This is a genomic window from Streptomyces achromogenes subsp. achromogenes, assembly GCF_000720835.1.
GTDB lineage: Bacteria > Actinomycetota > Actinomycetes > Streptomycetales > Streptomycetaceae > Streptomyces > Streptomyces achromogenes.
In genome coordinates, this window is sequence record NZ_JODT01000001.1 from 170,348 (window position 1) to 190,130 (window position 19,783).

Here is a 19,783-nt window from a genome sequence, read left to right on the forward strand (position 1 = left end):
CGGGCGGCGGGGCCGTTCCCCGCCGCGCACCTGTACGTCGAACGGGAGACGCGTGGATCGACACGCGCCCGGAAAAAATCCGAGAAGTTTTCTCCCGCCGCTCCCAAGCCCCTGAAGCTCAGCGCAGGGACGCCCAGAGCCGGCTCGCCCGGGGCTCCTCGGGGATCACGCGGTTGGGGTCGGAGGGGGCCGTGACGACCGGCATCGTCACCGTCGTCACCCCGTCGGCGGTGAGGCCCTCCAGGCTGCGGCCGAGGCTCATCAGCTCGCCCAGGGAGTCCAGTGCGGTGTCGGTGGTCAGGCCCGCGGTGGCGGCGTCGGCGACCCGGTACAGCCGGGCCGGGTCGGTGAGCAGTCCGGCGTCGGAGACCTGCTCCAGCAGGGCCTTCACCAGCGTCTGCTGGAGCCCGATGCGGCCCAGGTCGCTGCCGTCGCCTATGCCGTGCCGGGTGCGGGCGAGGGCCAGGGCCCGCGTGCCGTCGAGGTGGTGGGTGCCGGCCGCGAGGTGCAGATGGCTGAGGTCGTCGTCGATGTCCTGGCCGGTGGTGACGTCCACCCCGCCGAGCGCGTCGACCAGCCGGGCGAAGCCGGAGAAGTCGATTTCGAGGTAGTGGTCCATGCGGACGCCGGTGAGGGTCTCCACGGTCTTCACCGCGCACACCGGACCGCCCACCGCGTAGGCGCTGTTGAACATCACGCCGTACGCCGGCGCCGAGGTGCGGCCCGAGTCGAGCGGGCAGGACGGGCGGGTGACGAGCGTGTCGCGCGGGATGCTGACCACGGTCGCCGCCGTCCGGCCCGCGTCGAGGTGCACGACCATCGCCGTGTCGGACCGGGCGCCCTCGCTGTCCCCGCCGCCCAGCTCCCGGTTGGCCGCGCCGCTGCGCGAGTCGGAGCCGAGGACCAGGATGTTCAGCGAGCCGGTGGGCACCGGGGAGGCGTCGGCGGAGCCGGCCGGGGCGGGGGTGAGCATCGCGCGGGCGGGCCGGTCGTCACCGAGCGCGCTGTCGATGTCGACGCTGGTGATGTTGTGGTTCAGGTGCCAGTACGCCCAGCCCGCCGCCGCCGCGGCCAGCACCAGGGTGCCCGTCAGGGTCAGGCCGGCGATCCGGAGCCCCTTGGACCGCCGGCCCGTCCGTCTGCCCGTGTCGCCTTGCTCCTCGTGTCGCGTCACGACAGGAACATAAGTCCGAATGATGAACGGGTTGTTAGCGCTTTCGGCGTAAGCCGGTTTTCTTGCGGAATTCTCATCCGGCGGCCGGCGCGGGGCCGTTGTGCGAGGCGCCGGGCCAGGAGACGGCGGCGCCGGGCCGGCACCTCGGGACGTCGGCCTCGGTACGTCAGCTCCCGGCCGGCGCCGGAGCGGCGGTGCTGGAGCGCACCACCAGGCTCGTCGCCAGCTCGACCCGGGTCGTCGCCCGCTCGTCCTCGGCCCGCCCCAGCTCCAGCACCAGCCGGGCCGCGGCCTCGGCCATCTCGGTCAGCGGCTGCCGTACGGTGGTCAGCGGCGGGCCCACCCAGCGGGCCACCGGCAGATCGTCGAAGCCGACCACGCTGAGGTCCTCCGGGATGCGCAGGCCCAGCTCGCGGGCGGCCTCGTACAGACCGAGCGCCTGGAGGTCGTTGCCCGCGAAGACGGCGGTGGGCCGGTCCGGGCGGCGCAGCAGCTGGAGCCCCAGGCGGTACCCGGCGTCGTGGTGGAAGTCGCCGGCCAGCACCAGCGAGGGGTCCACGGGCAGCCCGGCCGTCTCCAGCGCCGCCCGGTAGCCGTCCATCCGGGCGCGGCTGCCCATCATCCGGGACGGGCCGCTGATGGCGCCGATCCGGGTGTGGCCGAGTTCCACCAGGTGCCGGGTGGCGGCGAGCCCGCCCTGCCAGTTGGTGGCGCCGATGGAGGGTACGTCCGGGCCCGGGTCGCCGGCCGGGTCCATCACCACGAACGGGACGGAACGGCTGGTCAGCAGGGCCCGCTGGGACTCGTCGAGGTCCGACAGCACCAGCACCACGCCGTGCGGGCGGCGGGCGGCGACCTGGTCGGCCCAGGTGCGGCCGGGGGTGAGCCGGCCGGCCGACTCGGACAGCACCACGCTCAGCCCGGCGTCCCTGGCCACGTTCTCCACGCCCCGGATGACCTCCAGCGCCCAGGCGCTCTCCAGTTCGTGGAAGACGAGGTCGATCAGCGGCGAGCGGGACGCCTCGGCACGCCGGCGCCGGTAGCCGTAGGCGCGCAGCAGTTCCTCGACCCGGGTGCGTGTCGCCGGGGCGACGTCGGCACGGCCGTTGAGGACCTTCGAAACAGTCGGGGCGGAGACCCCGGCCTCCCGGGCGATCTCGGCGAGGGTCGCCGTCTGGGCTGCTGCGGGCTTCGGAGGCTTCATACCGGCGATCGTAGCGGCGCGGAAGCGTGCGACGAAGAATCGTGCGCCGCCTTACGCTTTCGAAACATTCGGATGCGAGCCCGAAAAATAGCGGAAACTTTCGCTCCCCGTGCACTCCGGACGCAACGCGAACACCCCGCCTCCGGTATCCCGGGGGCGGGGTGTCGAGTGGAGCGCCGGGCAGGCCTTGCACCTGCATCTCCCCGCAGGAAGCGGGGCGTCTTTCCTTGGACCACCAACGCACTTGCTTCGGGCCGGTGTTCCGGCCGTTCGCTGTGTGATGATCATAGCGCAGGAAGGGGGTGCCTCCGCAACTCAGCAGTCCCAGGAGTTCACATCGGCCTCAGGCGCCCCAGCTGTCAGTCGTCCCCCACCGACTCGAACCGCCACCGGTGCACGGTCCGCGTCACCAGCTCCGGGTCCGGCTCGGGCAGCTCCGGGAGCGGGGCGTCGTACGGCGCGTCCCACCAGGTGACGACCAGCACCCGGTCCTGCGGCGCGCGGAAGGTCTCGCGGCGCAGCGGCTCCCCGGGCAGGCGCTGGGCGCGGACCCAGGCGAGCAGGTCGGCGCCCCGCCCCTCGGCGGCCCGCGCCTCCCACATCAGTGCGACGGTCACGAGTACAGGTTCTCCTTGCTGACCTCGTGCACGTGGTCGTGGTCGTGGCCGTGCCCGGGCACGTGCGGGTCGGTCACCGGCAGGGAGGAGTCGGCCGACAGGTCCCAGTCGGAGGCGGCCCGGTTGCGGGCGACCATCTCGGCGCCCAGCGCGGCCACCATCGCGCCGTTGTCCGTGCACAGCTTGGGGCGGGGCACCCGCAGCCGGATGCCGGCCGCCTCGCAGCGCTCCTGGGCGAGGGCGCGCAGCCGGGAGTTGGCCGCGACACCGCCGCCGATCATCAGGTGGTCCACGCCCTCGTCCTTGCAGGCGCGGACGGCCTTGCGGGTCAGCACGTCGACCACGGCCTCCTGGAAGGAGGCGGCCACGTCCCGGACCGGGACCTCCTCGCCGGCCGCGCGCCTGGCCTCGATCCACCGGGCCACGGCGGTCTTCAGGCCGGAGAAGGAGAAGTCGTACGCCGGGTCGCGGGGGCCGGTCAGGCCGCGCGGGAAGGCGATGGCCCGCGGGTCGCCCTCCTTGGCGTAGCGGTCGATGACGGGACCGCCGGGGAAGCCCAGGTTCAGCACGCGGGCGATCTTGTCGAAGGCCTCGCCGGCCGCGTCGTCGATGGTCGCGCCCATCGGCCGCACGTCGGAGGTGATGTCCGCGGACAGCAGCAGCGAGGAGTGGCCGCCGGAGACCAGCAGGGCCATCGTCGGCTCGGGCAGCGGACCGTGCTCCAGCTGGTCCACGCAGATGTGCGAGGCCAGGTGGTTGACGCCGTACAGGGGCTTGCCGAGGGCGTAGGCGTACGCCTTGGCCGCCGAGACGCCGACGAGCAGGGCGCCCGCGAGGCCGGGGCCCGCGGTGACCGCGATGCCGTCCAGGTCCTTGGCGGCGACCCCCGCCTCCTTCAGCGCGCGGTCGATGGTGGGGACCATCGCCTCCAGGTGCGCCCGGGACGCCACCTCCGGCACGACACCGCCGAAGCGGGCGTGCTCGTCGACGCTGGAGGCGACGGCGTCCGCCAGCAGGGTGGTGCCGCGGACGATGCCGACGCCGGTCTCGTCACAGGAGGTCTCGATGCCGAGGACGAGGGGTTCGTCAGTCATTGATCTCGGTTCCTTGTACGGGGTCGGACCCGGCGGCGGTGCCGCTGTCGGGTCCCGTGGTCAGGCGCATCACCAGGGCGTCCACGTTGCCGGGCTGGTAGTAGCCGCGCCGGAAACCGACGGGGACGAAGCCGAAGCGTTCGTAGAGCTTCTGGGCGCGGACGTTGTCGACCCGGCACTCGAGCATCACGTCGGGGCACTCGAACGCGGTCGCCGCGCGCAGCAGTTCCGCCAGCAGGCGGGCGCCGAGGCCGGTGCCCTGGTGGTCGCGGGCGACGGCGATGGTCTGGACGTCGGCCACGTCACCGGCCGCGGCCAGGCCGCCGTACCCGACGATCCGGCCGTCGGCGGACTCGGCGACGAGATAGCAGCGGGTGGACTCGGGGCCCCGGGCGTGGGCCAGCTCGGACCAGAACATCCCGCGGGACCAGGCGTCCTCGGGGAACAGGTCCCGCTCCAGCTCCAGGACCGGGTCGATGTCCCACCAGCGCATCTCGCGCAGTCGGGGAGGTGCCGGCTGTGTCACTTGGGGGTGACCACCTTGTAGTTCTTGGGGACCTGGGCGTCCGGGCGGCGCAGGTACAGCGGCCGGGGCGCGGGCAGTTCCTCGCCCGCGGCCAGCCGCTGCGCCGCGAGCGAGGCGAGGGCGGCGGCGGACACGTGCTCGGGCTCGTGGGCGCTCGGGAACGTGTCCGGGTAGAGCAGCGCGCCCGCGCCGACCGCGGGCAGGCCCGCGACCCGCTCGGCGATGTCGGCGGGGCGGTCCACGGCCGGATCGGTCAGCCGGGTGCGGGAGTCGGCGTACGTCGCCCAGTAGACCTCCTTGCGCCGGGCGTCGGTCGCCACGACGAAGGGGCCCTCGGCGATGTCGGCGGCGTAGGCGAGGCCGTCCAGCGTGCACACGCCGTACACCGGGACACCGAGCGCGAGGCCGAAGGTGTCCGCGGTCATCAGGCCGACGCGCAGGCCGGTGTAGGGGCCGGGCCCGGTGCCGACGACGATGCCGGTGACGGACTCCAACTTCAGTCCGGCCTCGGCGAGGACCCGGTCGACGGCCGGCAGCAGCAGCTCTCCGTGCCGGCGCGCGTCCACCTGGCTCGACGAGGCGATGACGTCCGTGCCGTCGTGGAGCGCGACGGTGACGGCGGGTGTTGCGGTATCCAGAGCGAGCAAGAGCACGCGAACAGCCTACGGCGCCCGCGGCTCGCGCACGGCCGCCCGGGACGAACGGCCACCGGCTGCTACGGTCTCCACGAATACGACATATGCCTCAAAACAGTCTTGAAGTGGACGCGAAGCAGAGGTGGGCGCAGGTGGCAGGGACCAGCTCGGCGATCGTGGCCGGCCTCACCGCGGCGGCCCTGGGAACGGTCGGTTTCCTGGCGCTGCGGGCCCAGGCGACCGTACCGGCCGCGCTGCGCGACGGGGCGGCGGCCAGCGCGTCCGCGGCGGCGAAGGCGAAGGCCCCCCGGGACCGGCAGCACCCGACCGCCCTGCCGGGCGGCTCCGGTTCGGGCGAACGGGTGGTGTACTCGCTGGACGACGACCGGGTCTGGCTGGTCGCGCCCGGCAACCGGGTGCGGCGGACCTTCACGGTGCGTCCGGGCAGCGTCGATCCGGCGCCGGGCACGTACTGGGTCACCTCCCGCTCCAACACGGCCACCGGCACCGACGGCCTGCCCGTCGAGCACGTCGTGCGGTTCACCAGCGTGGACGGGGTGGTGATCGGGTTCAGCGCGGCCGTGCACGGCGGGCCGGGCCTGGCGGCCGACCCGAACGTGCGGACGGGCGGGATCCGGGAGAGCCGGGCGGACGGCGACGCGCTGTGGCAGTTCGCCACCATCGGGGTGCCGGTGGTGGTGATCCGGTAGCACGCCGAGCCGACGGCCGGTCGTGGGCGCTCAGCCCGTCAGCGTCTCCAGGCCCGCCCCGGACCACCGCTCCCCCAGGCCCGTCAGCGTCACGTGCCGGACCTCGTCCGTCGTGTCGCCGACCGCGCGGTGGATGACGACCTGGAGGCGGTCCTCGGTCAGTTCCTCGACCTTGCCCTCGCCCCACTCCACGACGATCACCGAGTCGGGCAGCGAGACGTCGAGGTCCAGGTCCTCCATCTCGTCCAGACCGCCGGCCAGGCGGTAGGCGTCGACGTGCACGAGGGGCGGGCCGTCGCCGAGGGACGGGTGCACCCGGGCGATCACGAAGGTCGGCGAGGTGACCGCGCCGCGTACCCCGAGCCCCTCGCCGAGCCCGCGGGTCAGGGTGGTCTTGCCCGCGCCGAGCTCCCCGCTGAGCATCACCAGGTCGCCCGCGCGCAGCAGCTCGGCCAGCCGTCGGCCCAGCTCCCGCATCCGCTCGGGGGAGGTGATCGTCAGCCGGATCTCAGCGGCCTGGTGCGCTGCCGGTGCTGCTGGTCGTTCCATAGCCACTTACGGTAGCCCCTGCGGGCACCGCTCCCGCGCGGGTGAGCAGGTCGGCGAGCCGGTCGGTGACCACCTCGGGGTGCTCCAGCATCACCAGGTGCCCGGCGTCCGGCACCAGCACCAGCTCGGCGTCGGGCAGCAGGCCGGCGATGGCCTCGCTGTGCTCGCTGGGCGTGACCAGGTCCCGCACGCCGGCCAGCACCAGCACCGGCAGGTCCCGGAAGCGGGCGAGCGCCTCGGTCTTGTCGTGGTCGGTGAAGGCCGGGTAGAACTCGGCGACGACGTCGATCGGCGTGGACTCGATCATCCGCTCGGCGAACCGCTCCACCGCCGGGTCGACCTCCCGGCCCGCGAACGAATACCGCTTGATGATCCCGGCGAACAGGTCGGCGGTGGCCCGGCGCCCCTTCTCCACCAGCTCCGCCTGCCGCCCGAGCGCCCGCAGCACCCCGGGCAGGATCCGGCGCACCGCGTTGACGCCGGCCACCGGGAGCCCGAAGTTGACCTCGCCGAGCCGGCCGGACGACGAGCCCACGAAGGCGGTGGCGACCACCCGGTCCCGGATCAGCTCGGGGTACTGGGCGGCCAGCGCCATCACCGTCATCCCGCCCATCGAGTGGCCGACCAGCACCACCGGGCCGTCGGGGACGGCGGCGTCCAGCACGGCCTTCAGGTCCCGGCCCAGCTGGTCGATGGTGACCGGCACCCGGTCCCGGGTCTGGGCCACGCCCCGCCCGGACCGGCCGTGGCTGCGCTGGTCCCAGTACACGCTCCGCACGACCCCGCGCAGGGCGGCCCGCTGGAAGTGCCAGGAGTCCTGGCTGAGGCAGTAGCCGTGGCAGAAGACGACGGTGACCGGGGCGGGCGCCTTGCGGCCGAAGAGCCGGCGCCGACGCGGGGAGACGTCCGGGCCCTGGTCGGGTTCGGCCTCGTCGACCTCGTAGTACAGCTCGGTGCCGTCGTCGGCGTACGCCGTGCCGGGGGTGCCGCGCAGGGTGCCGTACGGGCCGGCCGCGTCCAGCGCCAGCCGGGCCTTGCGGCGCACCTCACGCCCCACCGTCATCCGCTCCACGGCGACGCCGGCCGCCGCGCCCGCGGCGAGCACGCCCAGCGCGGCACCGGCGAGGCCGGTCGCCCTGCGCCAGCTCCCGGCCGCCCCCGCGGCGGAGGCGGAGGCGGCCGAGGCGACGATGTCCGCCACGGTCTCCGCGCTGCTCTCGCTCACGTACCGCTCCTCTTCCCCTGCTGGTGCCCGCCTGGACGGGTGAAACGGATGGTGACGCCGGATGGCCGGAGCCATCGGGTGGCGCCGGCGGTCCGTACCGCCGCCGACGCGACGGGGCCGGTGGCGCCGGTGGTCCGGGACGGGTTACCCGGCTTCCCGCTCGTTCACATGGACGCGCGGGACCCGGGTGCCGATGCGGGTGACGATCTCGTACGCGATCGTGCCGCAGGCCTGCGCCCAGTCCTCGGCGGTGGGCTCGCCCCGGTCGCCCGGCCCGAAGAGCACCGCCTCGGTCCCCACCGGGGGCTCGTCGCCGCCGAGGTCCACCACGAACTGGTCCATGGCGACCCGCCCGGCGACCGTCCGCCACTTGCCGCCGACCAGCACCGGTCCGGTGCCCGAGGCGTGCCGCGGGATGCCGTCCGCGTAACCGACCGGGACCAGGCCGAGGGTGGTCTCGCCAGGGGTGACGTAGTGGTGGCCGTAGCTGACGCCGTGGCCGCCCGGCGCGTGCTTGACGAGGGCCAGCGAGGCGCTGAGCGTCATCACCGGGCGCAGCCCGAAGTCCGCCGGGGTGCCCAGTTCCGGGCTGGGCGAGACGCCGTACATCGCGATGCCGGTGCGGACCAGGTCGAAGTGGCTTTCGGGCAGGGTGAGGGTGGCCGGCGAGTTGGCGATGTGCCGCACCTCGGGCCGTACGCCCCGCTCCTCGGCGTACGCCACCATCTCCCGGAACCGGGTGAGCTGGGCGGCGATGGACGGGTGCCCGGGCTCGTCGGCGCACGCGAAGTGCGACCACAGTCCGGTGATCCGGACCAGCCCCTCGGCCTCGGCGCGCAGCGCCTCGCCGACGAGTTCGGCCCAGTCGGCGCCGGGCTGGCAGCCGTTGCGGCCGAGCCCGGTGTCGGCCTTGAGCTGCACGCGCGCGGGCCGGCCCGCCGCGCGGGCGGCGGCGGTGACCTCGCGCAGCGCCCACATGCCGCTCAGCGACACGTCGATGTCGGCCTCGACGGCCTCCCGCCAGGGGCCGCCCGGCACCCACAGCCAGCACAGCAGGCGGCCGGACAGCCCGGCGGCACGCAGCGCGAGGGCCTCCTCGGCGGTGGCCGTGCCGAGCCAGGTGGCACCGGCCGCGAGGGCGGCGCGGGCGCACGGCACCGCGCCGTGGCCGTACGCGTCGGACTTGACGACGGCCATCACGGCGGCGCCCTTCGCCCGGGCGCGCAGGGCGCGCACATTGGCGCGCAGCGCGCCCAGATCGATCTCGGCGCGGGCGCGCAGGGCGGCGGTCGGCTCAGCTGCTGTCTCAGTCATCGCGCCCCAGTCTCTCAGAGGCCACGAACGGGCCCGGGGGGCCGGGGGCCGGGGCCGGACGCCGGGAGACGAGCTCCGGGAGCCCGGGCCTCGGCCCCGGAGGCTGGAGCCAAGCTCCGGGAGCCGGGAGCCTGGGCCGCGGGGGCCAGGGGCCGGAGCCGGGGGGCCGGGGCCGGACGCCGGAAGACGAGCTCCGGGAGCCCGGGCCTCGGTCCCGGAGGCTGGAGCCAAGCTCCGGGAGCCGGGAGCCTGGGCCGCGGGGGCCAGGGGCCGGGGCCGGACCCCGGGAACCAAGCCCTGGGGGCCGGCTCCCCGGACGCGGGGCTGGAGCCCGCGGGCGGAGTCCGGGACCCGGAAGCCGGGGGCCGGACACCGGGAGCCGGGAACCGAACGCCGAAGGCCGGGAGCCGAACGCCGAGGGCCGGGAGCCAAGTTGCCGCGTTCCCCACGCCCCCGGACCTCACCGCCGCCGGCGACGGCCCGGCCCCGCCGCACATCCACCCGGCCGGGGAGCCGACACTCACAGCGCGCCCGCCCCGACCAGGAAACCAGCACCCGCAAGACATCCGGCCCGCCCAGGAAACCGGCACCCGCAGCGCGCCCGCCCCCCCCCCAACACCCGCAACTCCCCCGGGCGCCGGACCCCGGCCACTCACCCCCGTACGTTCCGCCACGCCTGCGGAATGCGGGCCGCCACGTCGTGCGCCCCCACGGGGGCGCCCTGTGCGGCGAAGCGGCCCGCCAGGCCGTGCAGGTACGCGGCCGCGCTTCCGGCGTCCAGGGGGTCCAGGCCGGCTGCCAGCAGGGAGCCGGCGAGGCCGGAGAGCACGTCGCCGCTGCCGGCCGTGGCCAGCCAGGGGGTGCCGGTGGGGTTGACCCGGACCGGTCCGCCGCCGGGGCCGGCGACCAGGGTGGTGGAGCCCTTCAGCAGGACCGTCGCCCGGTACCGCGCGGCCAGTTCGCGCACCGCGCCCAGCCGGGCGGCCTCGACCTCCTCGCGCCGCACCCCCAGCAGCGCGGCGGCCTCGCCCGCGTGCGGGGTCATCAGCGTCGGCGCGGTACGCCCCCGTACGGTGTCCCGGTCGGCCAGCCGCAGCCCGTCCGCGTCGAGCAGCACGGGCACGTCCGCCGCCAGCACCTCGGCCACGGTCGCCGCGTCGTCCCCGGCGCCCGGCCCGGTCACCCACGCCTGCACCCGGCCGGCCTTGGCGGGACCGGCGTCGGAGACGAGGGTCTCCGGGAAGCGCGCGAGGACCGCGTCCCCGGCCGGGCCGACGTACCGTACGGCCCCGGCCCCGCCGCGCAGCGCCCCGGACACCGCCAGCACGGCCGCGCCCGGGTAGCGTGCCGAGCCCGCCGCGATCCCGACCACCCCGCGCCGGTACTTGTCGCTCTCCGCCTGCGGAGTCGGCAACAGCCGGGCCACGTCCGCGTGTTGCAGGGCCTGGAGTACGGCGTCGGCGGGCGGCGGTTCGATGCCGATGCCGACGAACCGGACCACTCCGGCGTACTCCCGCGCGGGATCCACCAGCAGCCCGGGCTTGTACGCGCCGAAGGTGACGGTCAGGTCGGCGCGCAGCGCGGCCCCCCGTACCTCCCCGGTGTCGGCGTCGACCCCGCTGGGCAGGTCCACGGCGACGACGGCGGCCCCGGACCGCGCGACCGCCTCGGCGAGCCGTGCGGCGTCCGGCCGCAGCCCGCCCTTGCCGCCGATGCCGACGATCCCGTCCACGACCAGGCGGGCCCGCGCGATCGCCTCCTCGCCCCGGTCCGCCGTGACGGTCCGGCCGCCCGCCCGGCGCAGCGCGGCGAGCCCTCCGGCGTGGGTCCGTTCCGGCGCGAGCAGGACGGCGGTCACCCCGGCGCCGCGCCGGGCCAGCCGGGCTCCCGCGTACAGGGCGTCCCCGCCGTTGTCCCCGCTGCCGACCAGCAGCACCACCCGGCTGCCGGACACCCGCCCGAGCAGTCCGGCGCAGGCGGCGGCCAGCCCGGCGGCGGCCCGCTGCATCAGCGCGCCCTCCGGCAGCCGTGCCATCAGGGCCCGTTCGGCCGCCCTTACCGTCTCCACGCTGTACGCAGTTCGCATGGCACCGAGTCTGCCCCCGAACCCGGGCCGTCCACACCCGCGGCGCCCGGCCCGGTCAGCCCTCGGCGATCACCACGGCCGAGGCCACACCGGCGTCGTGACTGAGCGACACGTGCCAGGCCCGTACGCCCAGCTCGGCCGCGCGCGCGGCCACCGTGCCCTTCACCCGCAGCCGGGGCTGCCCGGTGTCCTCCACGTACACCTCGGCGTCGGTCCAGTGCAGTCCCGGCGGCGCCCCCAGCGCCTTGGCCAGCGCCTCCTTGGCGGCGAACCGGGCCGCCAGCGAGGCGATGCCGCGCCGGTCCCCGCTGGGCAGCAGCAGTTCGCGCTCCACGAACAACCGGTCGGCCAGCCCCGGCGTCCGCTCCAGGGACGCCCGGAACCGGTCGATCTCGGCGACGTCGATGCCCACCCCGATGATGCTCATGCCGAGCACCCTACGACTCCGGCCGACGGCGTACCGGCGACACCACGTCGCCTACGCTGCGGAGATGACCACATCGAACGCTTATCTCTCCGGCCTGTTCTCGCTGGACGGCCGTGTCGCTCTGGTGACGGGGGGCAGCTCGGGCATCGGGCGGGCCGTCGCGGGGGCGCTGGCGCGGGCCGGGGCGAGCGTCGTGGTCGTGGCCCGGCGCGAGAAGGAACTCACCGACACGGTCGAGGAATTGACGGCCGACGGCTGCCGGGCCGCGTGGGTCAGCGGCGACCTGGGCAGCCGGGACGGGGTGCGCGCGGCCGCCGAGGACGCGGCGGCCGTGTTCGGGGAGCCCGACATCCTCGTCAACTCCGCCGGGATCAACCTGCGTCCGCCGCTGGGCGAGCTCGGCGAGGACGTGTGGGACACCACCATGGCGGTGAACCTGGAGGCGCCGTTCCTGCTGGGGCAGCGGTTCGGGCCGGGGATGGCCGGGCGGGGCTTCGGCCGGATCATCCACATCAGCTCCCAGCAGGCGCACCGGGCGTTCGTGCAGAGCGGTGCCTACGGCGTGTCGAAGGGCGCGCTGGAGTCGCTGGCCCGCTCCCAGGCCGAGGCCTGGTCGCCGTACGGGGTCACCTGCAACACCCTCGTCCCGGGCTTCGTGATGACCCCGCTGAACGCGCGGCTGTCGGCCGACCCGGAGCGGGTGGCGGCCCTGGCCGCGCGCACGATGACCGGCCGCAATGGCCTGCCCGAGGACTTCGCGGGCGCGGCCGTGTTCCTGGCGAGCGCTGCCTCCGCCTACATCACCGGCCAGTCGATCCACGTGGACGGCGGCTTCTCCGTCCACTGAGCGCGGGCGTGGCCCCGTACCGTCCGTCTCACTCCACGGTGACGGACTTCGCCAGGTTCCGGGGCTGGTCCACCTCGTTGCCCCGGGCCGTGGCCAGCTCGCAGGCGAAGACCTGCAACGGCACGGTGGCCACCAGCGGCTGGAGCAGCGTCGGCGTGGCCGGGATGCGGATCAGGTGGTCGGCGTACGGGACCACCGTCTCGTCGCCCTCCTCCGCGATGACGATGGTGCGGGCGCCGCGCGCGCGGATCTCCTGGATGTTGGACACGATCTTGTCGTGCAGGAGGGACCGGCCGCGCGGGGACGGTACGACCACCACCACCGGCAGGTCCTCCTCGATCAGCGCGATCGGGCCGTGCTTCAGCTCGCCGGCGGCGAAGCCCTCGGCGTGCATGTAGGCGAGTTCCTTCAGCTTCAGCGCGCCTTCCAGCGCCACCGGGTAGCCGACGTGCCGGCCGAGGAAGAGGACGGTGTTCTTCGTGGCCAGGGTGCGGGCCAGCGCCCGGACCGGCTCCATGGTCTCCAGGACCCGTTCCACCTCGTGCGAGATCCGGGAGAGGTCCTTGATGACCGCGTGGACCTCGTCGCCCCACTTGGTGCCGCGCACCTGGCCGAGGTACAGGGCGACCAGGTAGCAGGCGACGAGCTGGGTGAGGAACGCCTTGGTGGAGGCGACGGCGACCTCGGGGCCGGCGTGCGTGTACAGCACGGCGTCGGACTCGCGGGGGATGGTCGAGCCGTTGGTGTTGCAGATCGCGAGCACCTTGGAGCCCTGTTCGCGGGCGTGCCGCAGCGCCATCAGGGTGTCCATGGTCTCGCCGGACTGGGAGATGGCGATCACCAGGGAGCGGCCGTCCAGGATCGGGTCGCGGTAGCGGAACTCGCTGGCCAGCTCGACCTCGCAGGGGATGCGGGTCCAGTGCTCGATGGCGTACTTGGCGATGAGGCCGGCGTGGAAGGCCGTACCGCAGGCGACGATGACGACCTTGTCGACCTCGCGCAGTTCGGAGGGGCTGATCCGCACCTCGTCCAGGGTCAGCGAGCCGCTGGGGTCGATGCGGCCGAGCAGGGTGTCGGCGACGGCCTTGGGCTGCTCGGCGATCTCCTTGAGCATGAAGTAGTCGTAGCCGCCCTTCTCGGCGGCGGAGGCGTCCCAGTCCACGTGGTAGGAGCGGATGTCGGCCGGGCGGCCGTCGAAGCCGGTCACCGTGACGCCGTCCCGGCGCAGTTCGACCACCTGGTCCTGGCCCAGCTCGATCGCGGAGCGGGTGTGGGCGATGAACGCGGCGACGTCGGAGGCCAGGAACGCCTCGCCCTCGCCGACGCCCACCACCAGCGGGGAGTTGCGGCGGGCGCCGACCACCACGTCCGGTGCGTCGGCGTGCACCGCGACCAGGGTGAACGCGCCTTCCAGCCGGCGGCACACCAGCCGCATCGCCTCGGCGAGGTCGGCGGTGGCGGAGAACTCCTCGGCGAGCAGGTGGGCGACGACCTCGGTGTCCGTCTCGGAGGTCAACTCGTGCCCGCGCTCCTCGAGTTCGGCGCGCAGCACGGCGAAGTTCTCGATGATGCCGTTGTGCACCACGGCGACCCGGCCGGCGTTGTCCAGGTGCGGGTGCGCGTTGGCGTCCGTGGGCCCGCCGTGGGTGGCCCAGCGGGTGTGCCCGATGCCGGTCGAGCCGGTCGGCAGCGGCCGTTCGACCAGCTCCTTCTCCAGGTTGACCAGCTTCCCGGCCTTCTTCGCGGCGGCCAGCCCCCCGTCCGCGAGCACGGCTACCCCGGCCGAGTCGTAGCCCCGGTACTCCAGCCGCTTCAGCCCGGCCATCACGACATCCAGCGCCGACTGTGACCCTACGTATCCCACGATTCCGCACATGAGCGGCAGCCTAAGGGCCACAACCGATCAGAAACGCCCGAACCTTGCCCGGAATCGGAAATTCCCACCGTCGTACGAAGGGTCAGGGGCACACGCTCGGCACCGACACGGGGGGGCGAAAGCCGGTCAACATCAGAAGACCATCACACAGATGACATAGCGCTCACACAGAAAACGCACAGCATCCACACATCAATAAGAGCTGGTCGGCGGGCACCTCGGCGGCCACGGCCGTGCACAGGAGGGCACACGACTTTGCGCCAGTCCGCATGGGGCCGGACAGCAAACGCCTGTCCGAACCTGCGCGTGCCTGCCTAAGGTATCGCCGCGCGCCGACGGAGCCTGACCCCCTCCGTCCTCACGCGCACCACCGAGCGGCCGGGGGAACGGTGTCGCTCACGGGGAGGGAGCGCACCACCATGCCGTCGCACCGGCTGACCGCGGACACCGACGTCTCTCACATGCCGCGCTTCTGAGGCGCTTTCCGGCACCACCGCTTCTCCGTGCCTGCGGCCGCCTTCCGGCCCGCACCCCTGACGCATGCAGAAAGGGACTCTTCCGTGCGCCTCAAAGCACATTCACGCCCGCCCAGGAGACTCAGATTACGCGGACCGGCGTCCGCCGTGACCTCCGTCGCCGCACTGGCCGTCGTGGCTGGCATCGCGGTACAGCCCGGTTCGGTGCGGCTGTCCGCCGAACCGGCGGGAAGCTACGGGTGGTTCGAGGACACCGCCGCGGAACAACTGCGGCAGGACCAGTGCCTGATGAACGACGTCCTGCGGCTGGGCGGCGCGTCGATGGCCGCGACCGCCCAGGACGGCCTGAACCAGCCCGCCGACAAGTTGCACACCCTTGCCGACCGGCAGCATTGGGAGAAGACCCCGCTCGCCGTCGCGTTCAAGAAGGACCGGGACGCAGCCGACCGGGAAATGAGCGAACTGGACGCTCTCCGGGCCGCCTGGGCGAAGCCCCTGAAAGGCCTGTCGGCTCCCGGCGGTTTCGCCTCCCTCGAGTTCTCCACCCCGCCCGACGGCAAGGACGGCTTCTACAACCGAACGGGGCTGACCGCTTGGGTGGCCGCCCGGCACTGGGATTCCGACTACGACCTCTACAAGGAGGCCACTCCGCAGGCCGACGACCAGACCCGCAAGGCGGTCGAGGAACTCGGCGGCCCGCTGTACGGGAAACTCCCCGAATCGTCCCTGGAGCAGTCCGCATGGGAGCGTGCGTACGACGAGTACCGGGCCTTCGACTACCTGTTCGACCCCATCGACGGCATGGGCGCGGACGATGCACGTATCTTCCTCTCCTCCGGTGGATTCCCGCGCACGGCTCCGCAGCCGGGTACGCCGGAGTTCCGTATCGCCGTGGAGGACATCAAGACACGCTTCGCCGCGTGCGGCTGGCGTGACCCGCTGGTCCCGGGCAACGTGCTCGACGACATCACGTCCGCCGCCGCCGACGAGTGGCAGCAGGAAATCGCCTCCCAGGCCACTCAACGCAACCAGATCATCGACGCCAACAAGACCGCGGTCGACGCCCTCGCCAAGGGCGCGAAGGCCGTTGGCGACCTCCTGGGGAACTCCTGGACCGCGGACCGCCTGGCACGGTGGCAGGCCTACTGGATGCCGGGGGGCGTCGGCTGGGTGGGCACCAGTCCGACCGTCATCGAGGTGCACGCCGCACAGGGCAAATGCCTTGATGTCCAGGGCGGTAAGGACCAGAACGGTACGCCGGTCCAGGTCTACACGTGCAACGGCTCGCCGGCGCAGCAGTGGGAGCTCCGCGGCAGCGACGACAACCTCTCGCTGATGAACCTGGCGACCTACAGATGCCTCGATGTCGACAAGAACAGTCCGGCGAACGGCACGAAGATCCAGATCTGGTCGTGCAACTCGGCTCCGTCCCAGACCTGGCAGACCACGATCCGCGCTACCACCAGCCTGAAGAACACCGGTACGGGCAAGTGCCTGGACCTGCACACCTTCGCCAGCGGCAACGACGCCCAGCTCTACACCTGCAACGGCACGGACGCGCAGAAGTTCGACATCACCCCCTCGGGCCATAACGGTGACGCCACGTGGGACTACCCGGACAAGGCGCAGTTCGACAAGGTGAAGGCCGCGATCGTCACCGCCCAGAAAAACGTCGGGCCGCAACGTGCCGTGATCAAGTCCCAGCTCGCGGCCGCGCGACGGGCCGCGGCCTCGTCGGACGCGGCGATCCAGGCCGCGTACGGCATCGCGGACACCAATGGCGCACCACGGGGCCGCGGGCTCCTCGTGGGCCAGCAGAAGGACCAGGTCACCAAGGGAGCGGTGGCCGCGCTGGAGGCGCTGGAGAAGGCCGGTGAGACGGCCGATGCCGCGACCCGTGCCGCCGCCGGGGACAGCGCGACCATCACCCAGCGCGCGCTGGCACAGGCCGCACAGGCGAAGGCGGAGTTCCGCAAGGAGGCCGCGAAGGCTGCCGAATGGCAGGCCAAGGCTGCGGCGGACGCCGCCAGGGTGCACCGGGACAACGCCAAGCAGGACAAGGAAACCGCGGAGGCCAGGCTCGCCGACGCGCTCAAGGCCGAGGGGGACGCCAAGGCGGCTGCCGCCGACGCGCACGCCAAGCGGCTCGCGGCCGAGGCCGAGGAGAAGACGGCCCAGGCGGAGAAGGAGAAGGCCGCGGTCAAGCGAGCCGAGACCGCCGAGCACAAGAAGAACGCCGAGTCCGAGGCGGTGAACGCCAAGGAGGCCAAGGACAAGGCCGAGGCAGCGGAGAAGACGTCCGCGAGCAAGCGGGACGACGCGGTCAAGGCGCGCGACCACGCCCAGGACATGCGCGACGATGCCTGGGACGCCGAGCAGAAGGCCGAGGCGGCCCGTGCCAAGGCCTACGCCAAGGAGGCCTACGCCGACTCGCTCGACTCCGGCCCCGCGGCCGAAGCGGCCCGCGCCGCCGCGAACGACGCGGACAAGGCCGCCGACGACTCCGAGGCGGCGGCCAAACGGGCCCGCTCGGAAGCCGATGCCGCCACCCAGGCAGCGACCGACGCCGATGCCGCCGCCACCCGCGCCGAGGCGGCAGCCAAGCGGGCCCGTTCCGACGCGGACGCCGCCCAGGCCGACAAACTCAAGGCGGACGCGGCGGTCAAGACCGCCACCGACGCGACCGCGGAGGCCATCAAGGCCTCCCAGTACGCCGCCCTCGATGCGAAGACGGCCGTCCGGCTCGCCGGCGAAGCCGACGAACACGCCAAGGACGCCAAGACTCAGGCGGACACCGCCCACCAGGAGGCCGGCAAGGCGGTGGCCGCCGCGGCGAAGGCCGCCGGATTCGCCCATGTCACCGCCCAGGCGGCCGTGAACGCCCATACGGCGGCCCAGCAGGTCGCCGCTCCCGCCAACGACGCCATCCAGCTCGGTTCCCCCTATGTCGGCACCGACTCGGCCGCCGGGCTCGTCGTGCTGACCGGGCAGTCGGCGAAGTCGATCGCCGAACAGCAGCAGGCCGTCGCCGACGCGCACGCCAAGAGGGCCGCGGCCGAGGCCCAGGCCGCCAAGAACCTCGCCGACCAGGCAAAGGGCGACGCGAAGGAGGCCTATCAGCACGCGGCCAATGCCGCACAGCACGCCTCAAACGCCCGTACGTATTCCAAGGAGGCCCTCGACTACGCGGCCGACGCCGCCAAGGCCGCATCGGCCGCCGCCTCGTCGCTGACCCGCACCATCGGGTACGACAAGCAGGCCACCGAGGACGCCGAGGCCGCCGACAAGGCAGCGGGCAGGGCCGAGAGCCACGCCAAGGACGCCCGCGCCTCCGCCGACACCGCCGAACTCGACGCCGAAGCCGCCCGCTCGGCAGCCGTCCAGGCCGAACAGGCCGCCAAGGAAGCCCGAGCCGCGGCCGACCGCGCCGACACCGCCGCGACCGAGGCCGAACAGGCCGCGAAGGACGCCGGCGAATACGCCAGGCAGGCCCAGGCCGCTGCCGACAGGGCCGAGAAGGCCGAGAAGGCCAGGCGCATCGACACGGGAACCGTCGCCGACGAACGCGGCTCCCTCGGCAACGTCTTCTATGTCATCGACCGCGTCGAGCGGGCCGGCAGCCCGGAGGTCGTCAGCAAGACGAAGAGCTGCGACAACTGGATCAGCAAGCTCTTCTACAAGGGCGACTGCACGATCACCTCGAAGATCCGGTTCACGGCGACCCTCGACCTGTATCTCTGCACCACGGAGGATCCGAACCCGCAGCAGTACACCTGCCCGACCGACGCGACGGACTACCTGGGCCAGGTCAAGGTCAAGGACCTGTCCCAGACGGTCTCGCACACGATCACGATCGCGGAGTTCCAGGAGAACGTAGACCCGGTCGACATCCTCTTCGGCAGCTGGATCACATGCGCCCAGAAGATCGTCCCCGGCGGCGAGACCGGAAGCCTGGGCGGCTGCGCCTGGGCGACCGTGGACGTCATCTCACTCTCCGCGGGAAAGATCATCCGCCCCATCGCCGAGGCCCTGCGCGCCGTTGACGCCGCGTTCGTCACCGGGGTCGGCGTCCGGGACGCGTTCAAGTCCCTCAAGGCCCTGGAAGGCGTGGACGCGACGGCGGTCGCCGCAATCGAGAAACAGGTCGAGATCTACGAGGAAGTCCGTACGGCGTGCTCGGTGAACAGCTTCCCCGGCCACACCGACGTGATCCTGGCCGACGGCAGCCGCAAGGCACTGCGTGACGTACAGACCGGCGACCTGTTGCTCGCCACCGATCCGGAGACGGGACGCACACGGGGTGAGCCCGTCACCCGTACGTTCCACCACGACGCCACCGACCTGGTCGACGTGGTGCTGACCGACGGTGGCCGCCTCACCAGCACACCTGGACACCGGCTGTTCGTGGTCGGCCGCGGCTGGACCATGGCATCCGATCTCCGCCCCGGAAACACCCTGCGCACCCCCAGCGGCGTGCGCACCGTGGCCGCACTGACCGACCGGCGGGAGACGAGGCCCCGGACGGTGTACGACCTGACCGTCGCCGGCCTGCACACCTTCTACGCCGTGGCGGGGGACAGCCCCGTCCTGGCCCACAACTGCAATGACCTCGTCTACGACGGGAAGAAGTTCTCGGGGCTGGCCCACACGCTGGACGAGCACGTAGCCGGTAACGTCACCGAACGGGAGGCTGTGAATCTGGCCATCGCCAAGACAGCCCGGAACAACGGGCGTATAACCCCGAACAGCCTGTTCGTCGACCAGCAGACCGCCCAGCAGGTCGTTGACTACGCGCTGGCCGGCAACGCAAAAAGGATTACGAAGTGGCTCCAAAAGTCCAGGGAACCCGACCTGGACTGGGACGGGTACTTCGGCGCAAGGAACTCCCTGGGCAAGGTCTACTATCCGGACGAAAGCGTAAAGACCGCAGGGAACGGCTACCACATCAGACTCATACGAGCGCCGGGCCACAAAGCTGGTTTCTATGTGCAGTCGTGTTATCCGAAGTGAGAGGTGGAGGGCA

Annotated in this window: 15 protein-coding genes and 1 tRNA gene; 3 read left to right on the plus strand and 13 right to left on the minus strand. The window is 73.1% G+C overall.

All coding sequences use genetic code 11. From position 1 onward, the window contains the following. Positions 1-118: 118 nt before the first annotated feature. The 7 genes from IH25_RS0100785 to tsaB form a co-directional block, all read right to left on the minus strand. Entirely contained in the window at positions 119-1,174 is a 1,056-nt protein-coding gene (locus tag IH25_RS0100785; protein WP_030601094.1) for an LCP family protein, read from the minus strand. A gap of 166 nt (positions 1,175-1,340) precedes the next feature. Further along, positions 1,341-2,378: a LacI family DNA-binding transcriptional regulator gene (locus IH25_RS0100790; RefSeq protein WP_030601097.1), complete on the minus strand. Its 1,038-nt coding sequence runs from the start codon at positions 2,376-2,378 to the stop codon at positions 1,341-1,343. 169 nt (positions 2,379-2,547) lie between these two features. Then, positions 2,548-2,620: transfer RNA gene (locus IH25_RS0100795), tRNA-Gly, on the minus strand. Positions 2,621-2,737: 117 nt separating this feature from the next. Continuing rightward, on the minus strand, positions 2,738-2,995 hold the full coding sequence (locus tag IH25_RS0100800; RefSeq protein WP_030601100.1) for a hypothetical protein: 258 nt from the start codon (positions 2,993-2,995) through the stop codon (positions 2,738-2,740). Beyond that, the gene (gene tsaD / locus IH25_RS0100805; RefSeq protein WP_030601103.1) at positions 2,992-4,089 is read right to left on the minus strand and encodes a tRNA (adenosine(37)-N6)-threonylcarbamoyltransferase complex transferase subunit TsaD; all 1,098 of its coding nucleotides are present in this window, start codon (positions 4,087-4,089) and stop codon (positions 2,992-2,994) included. Before tsaD ends, IH25_RS0100800 begins: the two co-directional genes overlap by 4 nt. After that, a complete protein-coding gene (gene rimI, locus IH25_RS0100810) occupies positions 4,082-4,582 on the minus strand; it encodes a ribosomal protein S18-alanine N-acetyltransferase (RefSeq protein ID WP_030601105.1) in 501 nt (166 codons plus the stop codon). The genes tsaD and rimI overlap by 8 nt, the downstream gene beginning before the upstream one ends. A 29-nt stretch (positions 4,583-4,611) precedes the next feature. Beyond that, positions 4,612-5,268 (minus strand): tRNA (adenosine(37)-N6)-threonylcarbamoyltransferase complex dimerization subunit type 1 TsaB, encoded by a 657-nt coding sequence (gene tsaB, locus IH25_RS0100815; protein WP_030601107.1) that lies wholly within the window; start codon positions 5,266-5,268, stop codon positions 4,612-4,614. A gap of 134 nt (positions 5,269-5,402) precedes the next feature. On the opposite strand from tsaB, the gene IH25_RS0100820 reads away from it, so the two are divergent. Continuing rightward, positions 5,403-5,960, plus strand: coding sequence for a hypothetical protein (locus IH25_RS0100820; RefSeq protein ID WP_030601109.1), 558 nt, complete (start codon positions 5,403-5,405; stop codon positions 5,958-5,960). A 30-nt stretch (positions 5,961-5,990) separates the two neighbouring features. Here IH25_RS0100820 and tsaE read toward each other — a convergent pair whose 3' ends face one another. The 5 genes from tsaE to IH25_RS0100845 form a co-directional block, all read right to left on the minus strand. Beyond that, a complete protein-coding gene (gene tsaE, locus IH25_RS0100825) occupies positions 5,991-6,509 on the minus strand; it encodes a tRNA (adenosine(37)-N6)-threonylcarbamoyltransferase complex ATPase subunit type 1 TsaE (protein ID WP_030601111.1) in 519 nt (172 codons plus the stop codon). Continuing rightward, complete coding sequence (locus tag IH25_RS0100830) at positions 6,469-7,734, minus strand: alpha/beta fold hydrolase (RefSeq protein ID WP_030601115.1); 1,266 nt, start codon at positions 7,732-7,734, stop codon at positions 6,469-6,471. The genes tsaE and IH25_RS0100830 overlap by 41 nt, the downstream gene beginning before the upstream one ends. Before the next feature lie 144 nt (positions 7,735-7,878). After that, on the minus strand, positions 7,879-9,048 hold the full coding sequence (gene alr, locus IH25_RS0100835) for an alanine racemase (protein WP_030601118.1): 1,170 nt from the start codon (positions 9,046-9,048) through the stop codon (positions 7,879-7,881). A gap of 652 nt (positions 9,049-9,700) precedes the next feature. Continuing rightward, positions 9,701-11,134, minus strand: a complete 1,434-nt coding sequence (locus IH25_RS0100840; protein ID WP_030601121.1) for a bifunctional ADP-dependent NAD(P)H-hydrate dehydratase/NAD(P)H-hydrate epimerase — start codon at positions 11,132-11,134, stop codon at positions 9,701-9,703. A 55-nt stretch (positions 11,135-11,189) separates the two neighbouring features. Next, complete coding sequence (locus IH25_RS0100845; RefSeq protein ID WP_030601126.1) at positions 11,190-11,561, minus strand: holo-ACP synthase; 372 nt, start codon at positions 11,559-11,561, stop codon at positions 11,190-11,192. Between the two features lie 64 nt (positions 11,562-11,625). On the opposite strand from IH25_RS0100845, the gene IH25_RS0100850 reads away from it, so the two are divergent. Then, complete coding sequence (locus IH25_RS0100850; protein ID WP_030601129.1) at positions 11,626-12,408, plus strand: SDR family NAD(P)-dependent oxidoreductase; 783 nt, start codon at positions 11,626-11,628, stop codon at positions 12,406-12,408. A 28-nt stretch (positions 12,409-12,436) separates the two neighbouring features. Here the strand turns inward: IH25_RS0100850 and glmS are convergent, their stop codons facing one another. Beyond that, the gene (glmS, locus tag IH25_RS0100855) at positions 12,437-14,284 is read right to left on the minus strand and encodes a glutamine--fructose-6-phosphate transaminase (isomerizing) (protein WP_030601131.1); all 1,848 of its coding nucleotides are present in this window, start codon (positions 14,282-14,284) and stop codon (positions 12,437-12,439) included. A 764-nt stretch (positions 14,285-15,048) separates the two neighbouring features. On the opposite strand from glmS, the gene IH25_RS0100865 reads away from it, so the two are divergent. Then, positions 15,049-19,770 (plus strand): RICIN domain-containing protein, encoded by a 4,722-nt coding sequence (locus IH25_RS0100865; RefSeq protein WP_245172656.1) that lies wholly within the window; start codon positions 15,049-15,051, stop codon positions 19,768-19,770. Positions 19,771-19,783: the final 13 nt, after the last annotated feature.

Excerpts from the sequence above, each read along its gene's own strand:
- IH25_RS0100790 (WP_030601097.1), bottom strand. The coding sequence starts at position 2,378 with ATGAAGCCTCCGAAGCCCGCAGCAGCCCAGACGGCGACCCTCGCCGAG.
- tsaD (WP_030601103.1), bottom strand. The coding sequence starts at position 4,089 with ATGACTGACGAACCCCTCGTCCTCGGCATCGAGACCTCCTGTGACGAG.
- rimI (WP_030601105.1), bottom strand. The coding sequence starts at position 4,582 with ATGCGCTGGTGGGACATCGACCCGGTCCTGGAGCTGGAGCGGGACCTG.
- tsaE (WP_030601111.1), bottom strand. The coding sequence starts at position 6,509 with ATGGAACGACCAGCAGCACCGGCAGCGCACCAGGCCGCTGAGATCCGG.
- alr (WP_030601118.1), bottom strand. The coding sequence starts at position 9,048 with ATGACTGAGACAGCAGCTGAGCCGACCGCCGCCCTGCGCGCCCGCGCC.
- IH25_RS0100840 (WP_030601121.1), bottom strand. The coding sequence starts at position 11,134 with ATGCGAACTGCGTACAGCGTGGAGACGGTAAGGGCGGCCGAACGGGCC.
- IH25_RS0100845 (WP_030601126.1), bottom strand. The coding sequence starts at position 11,561 with ATGAGCATCATCGGGGTGGGCATCGACGTCGCCGAGATCGACCGGTTC.
- IH25_RS0100850 (WP_030601129.1), top strand. The coding sequence starts at position 11,626 with ATGACCACATCGAACGCTTATCTCTCCGGCCTGTTCTCGCTGGACGGC.
- glmS (WP_030601131.1), bottom strand. The coding sequence starts at position 14,284 with ATGTGCGGAATCGTGGGATACGTAGGGTCACAGTCGGCGCTGGATGTC.
- IH25_RS0100865 (WP_245172656.1), top strand. The coding sequence starts at position 15,049 with ATGAACGACGTCCTGCGGCTGGGCGGCGCGTCGATGGCCGCGACCGCC.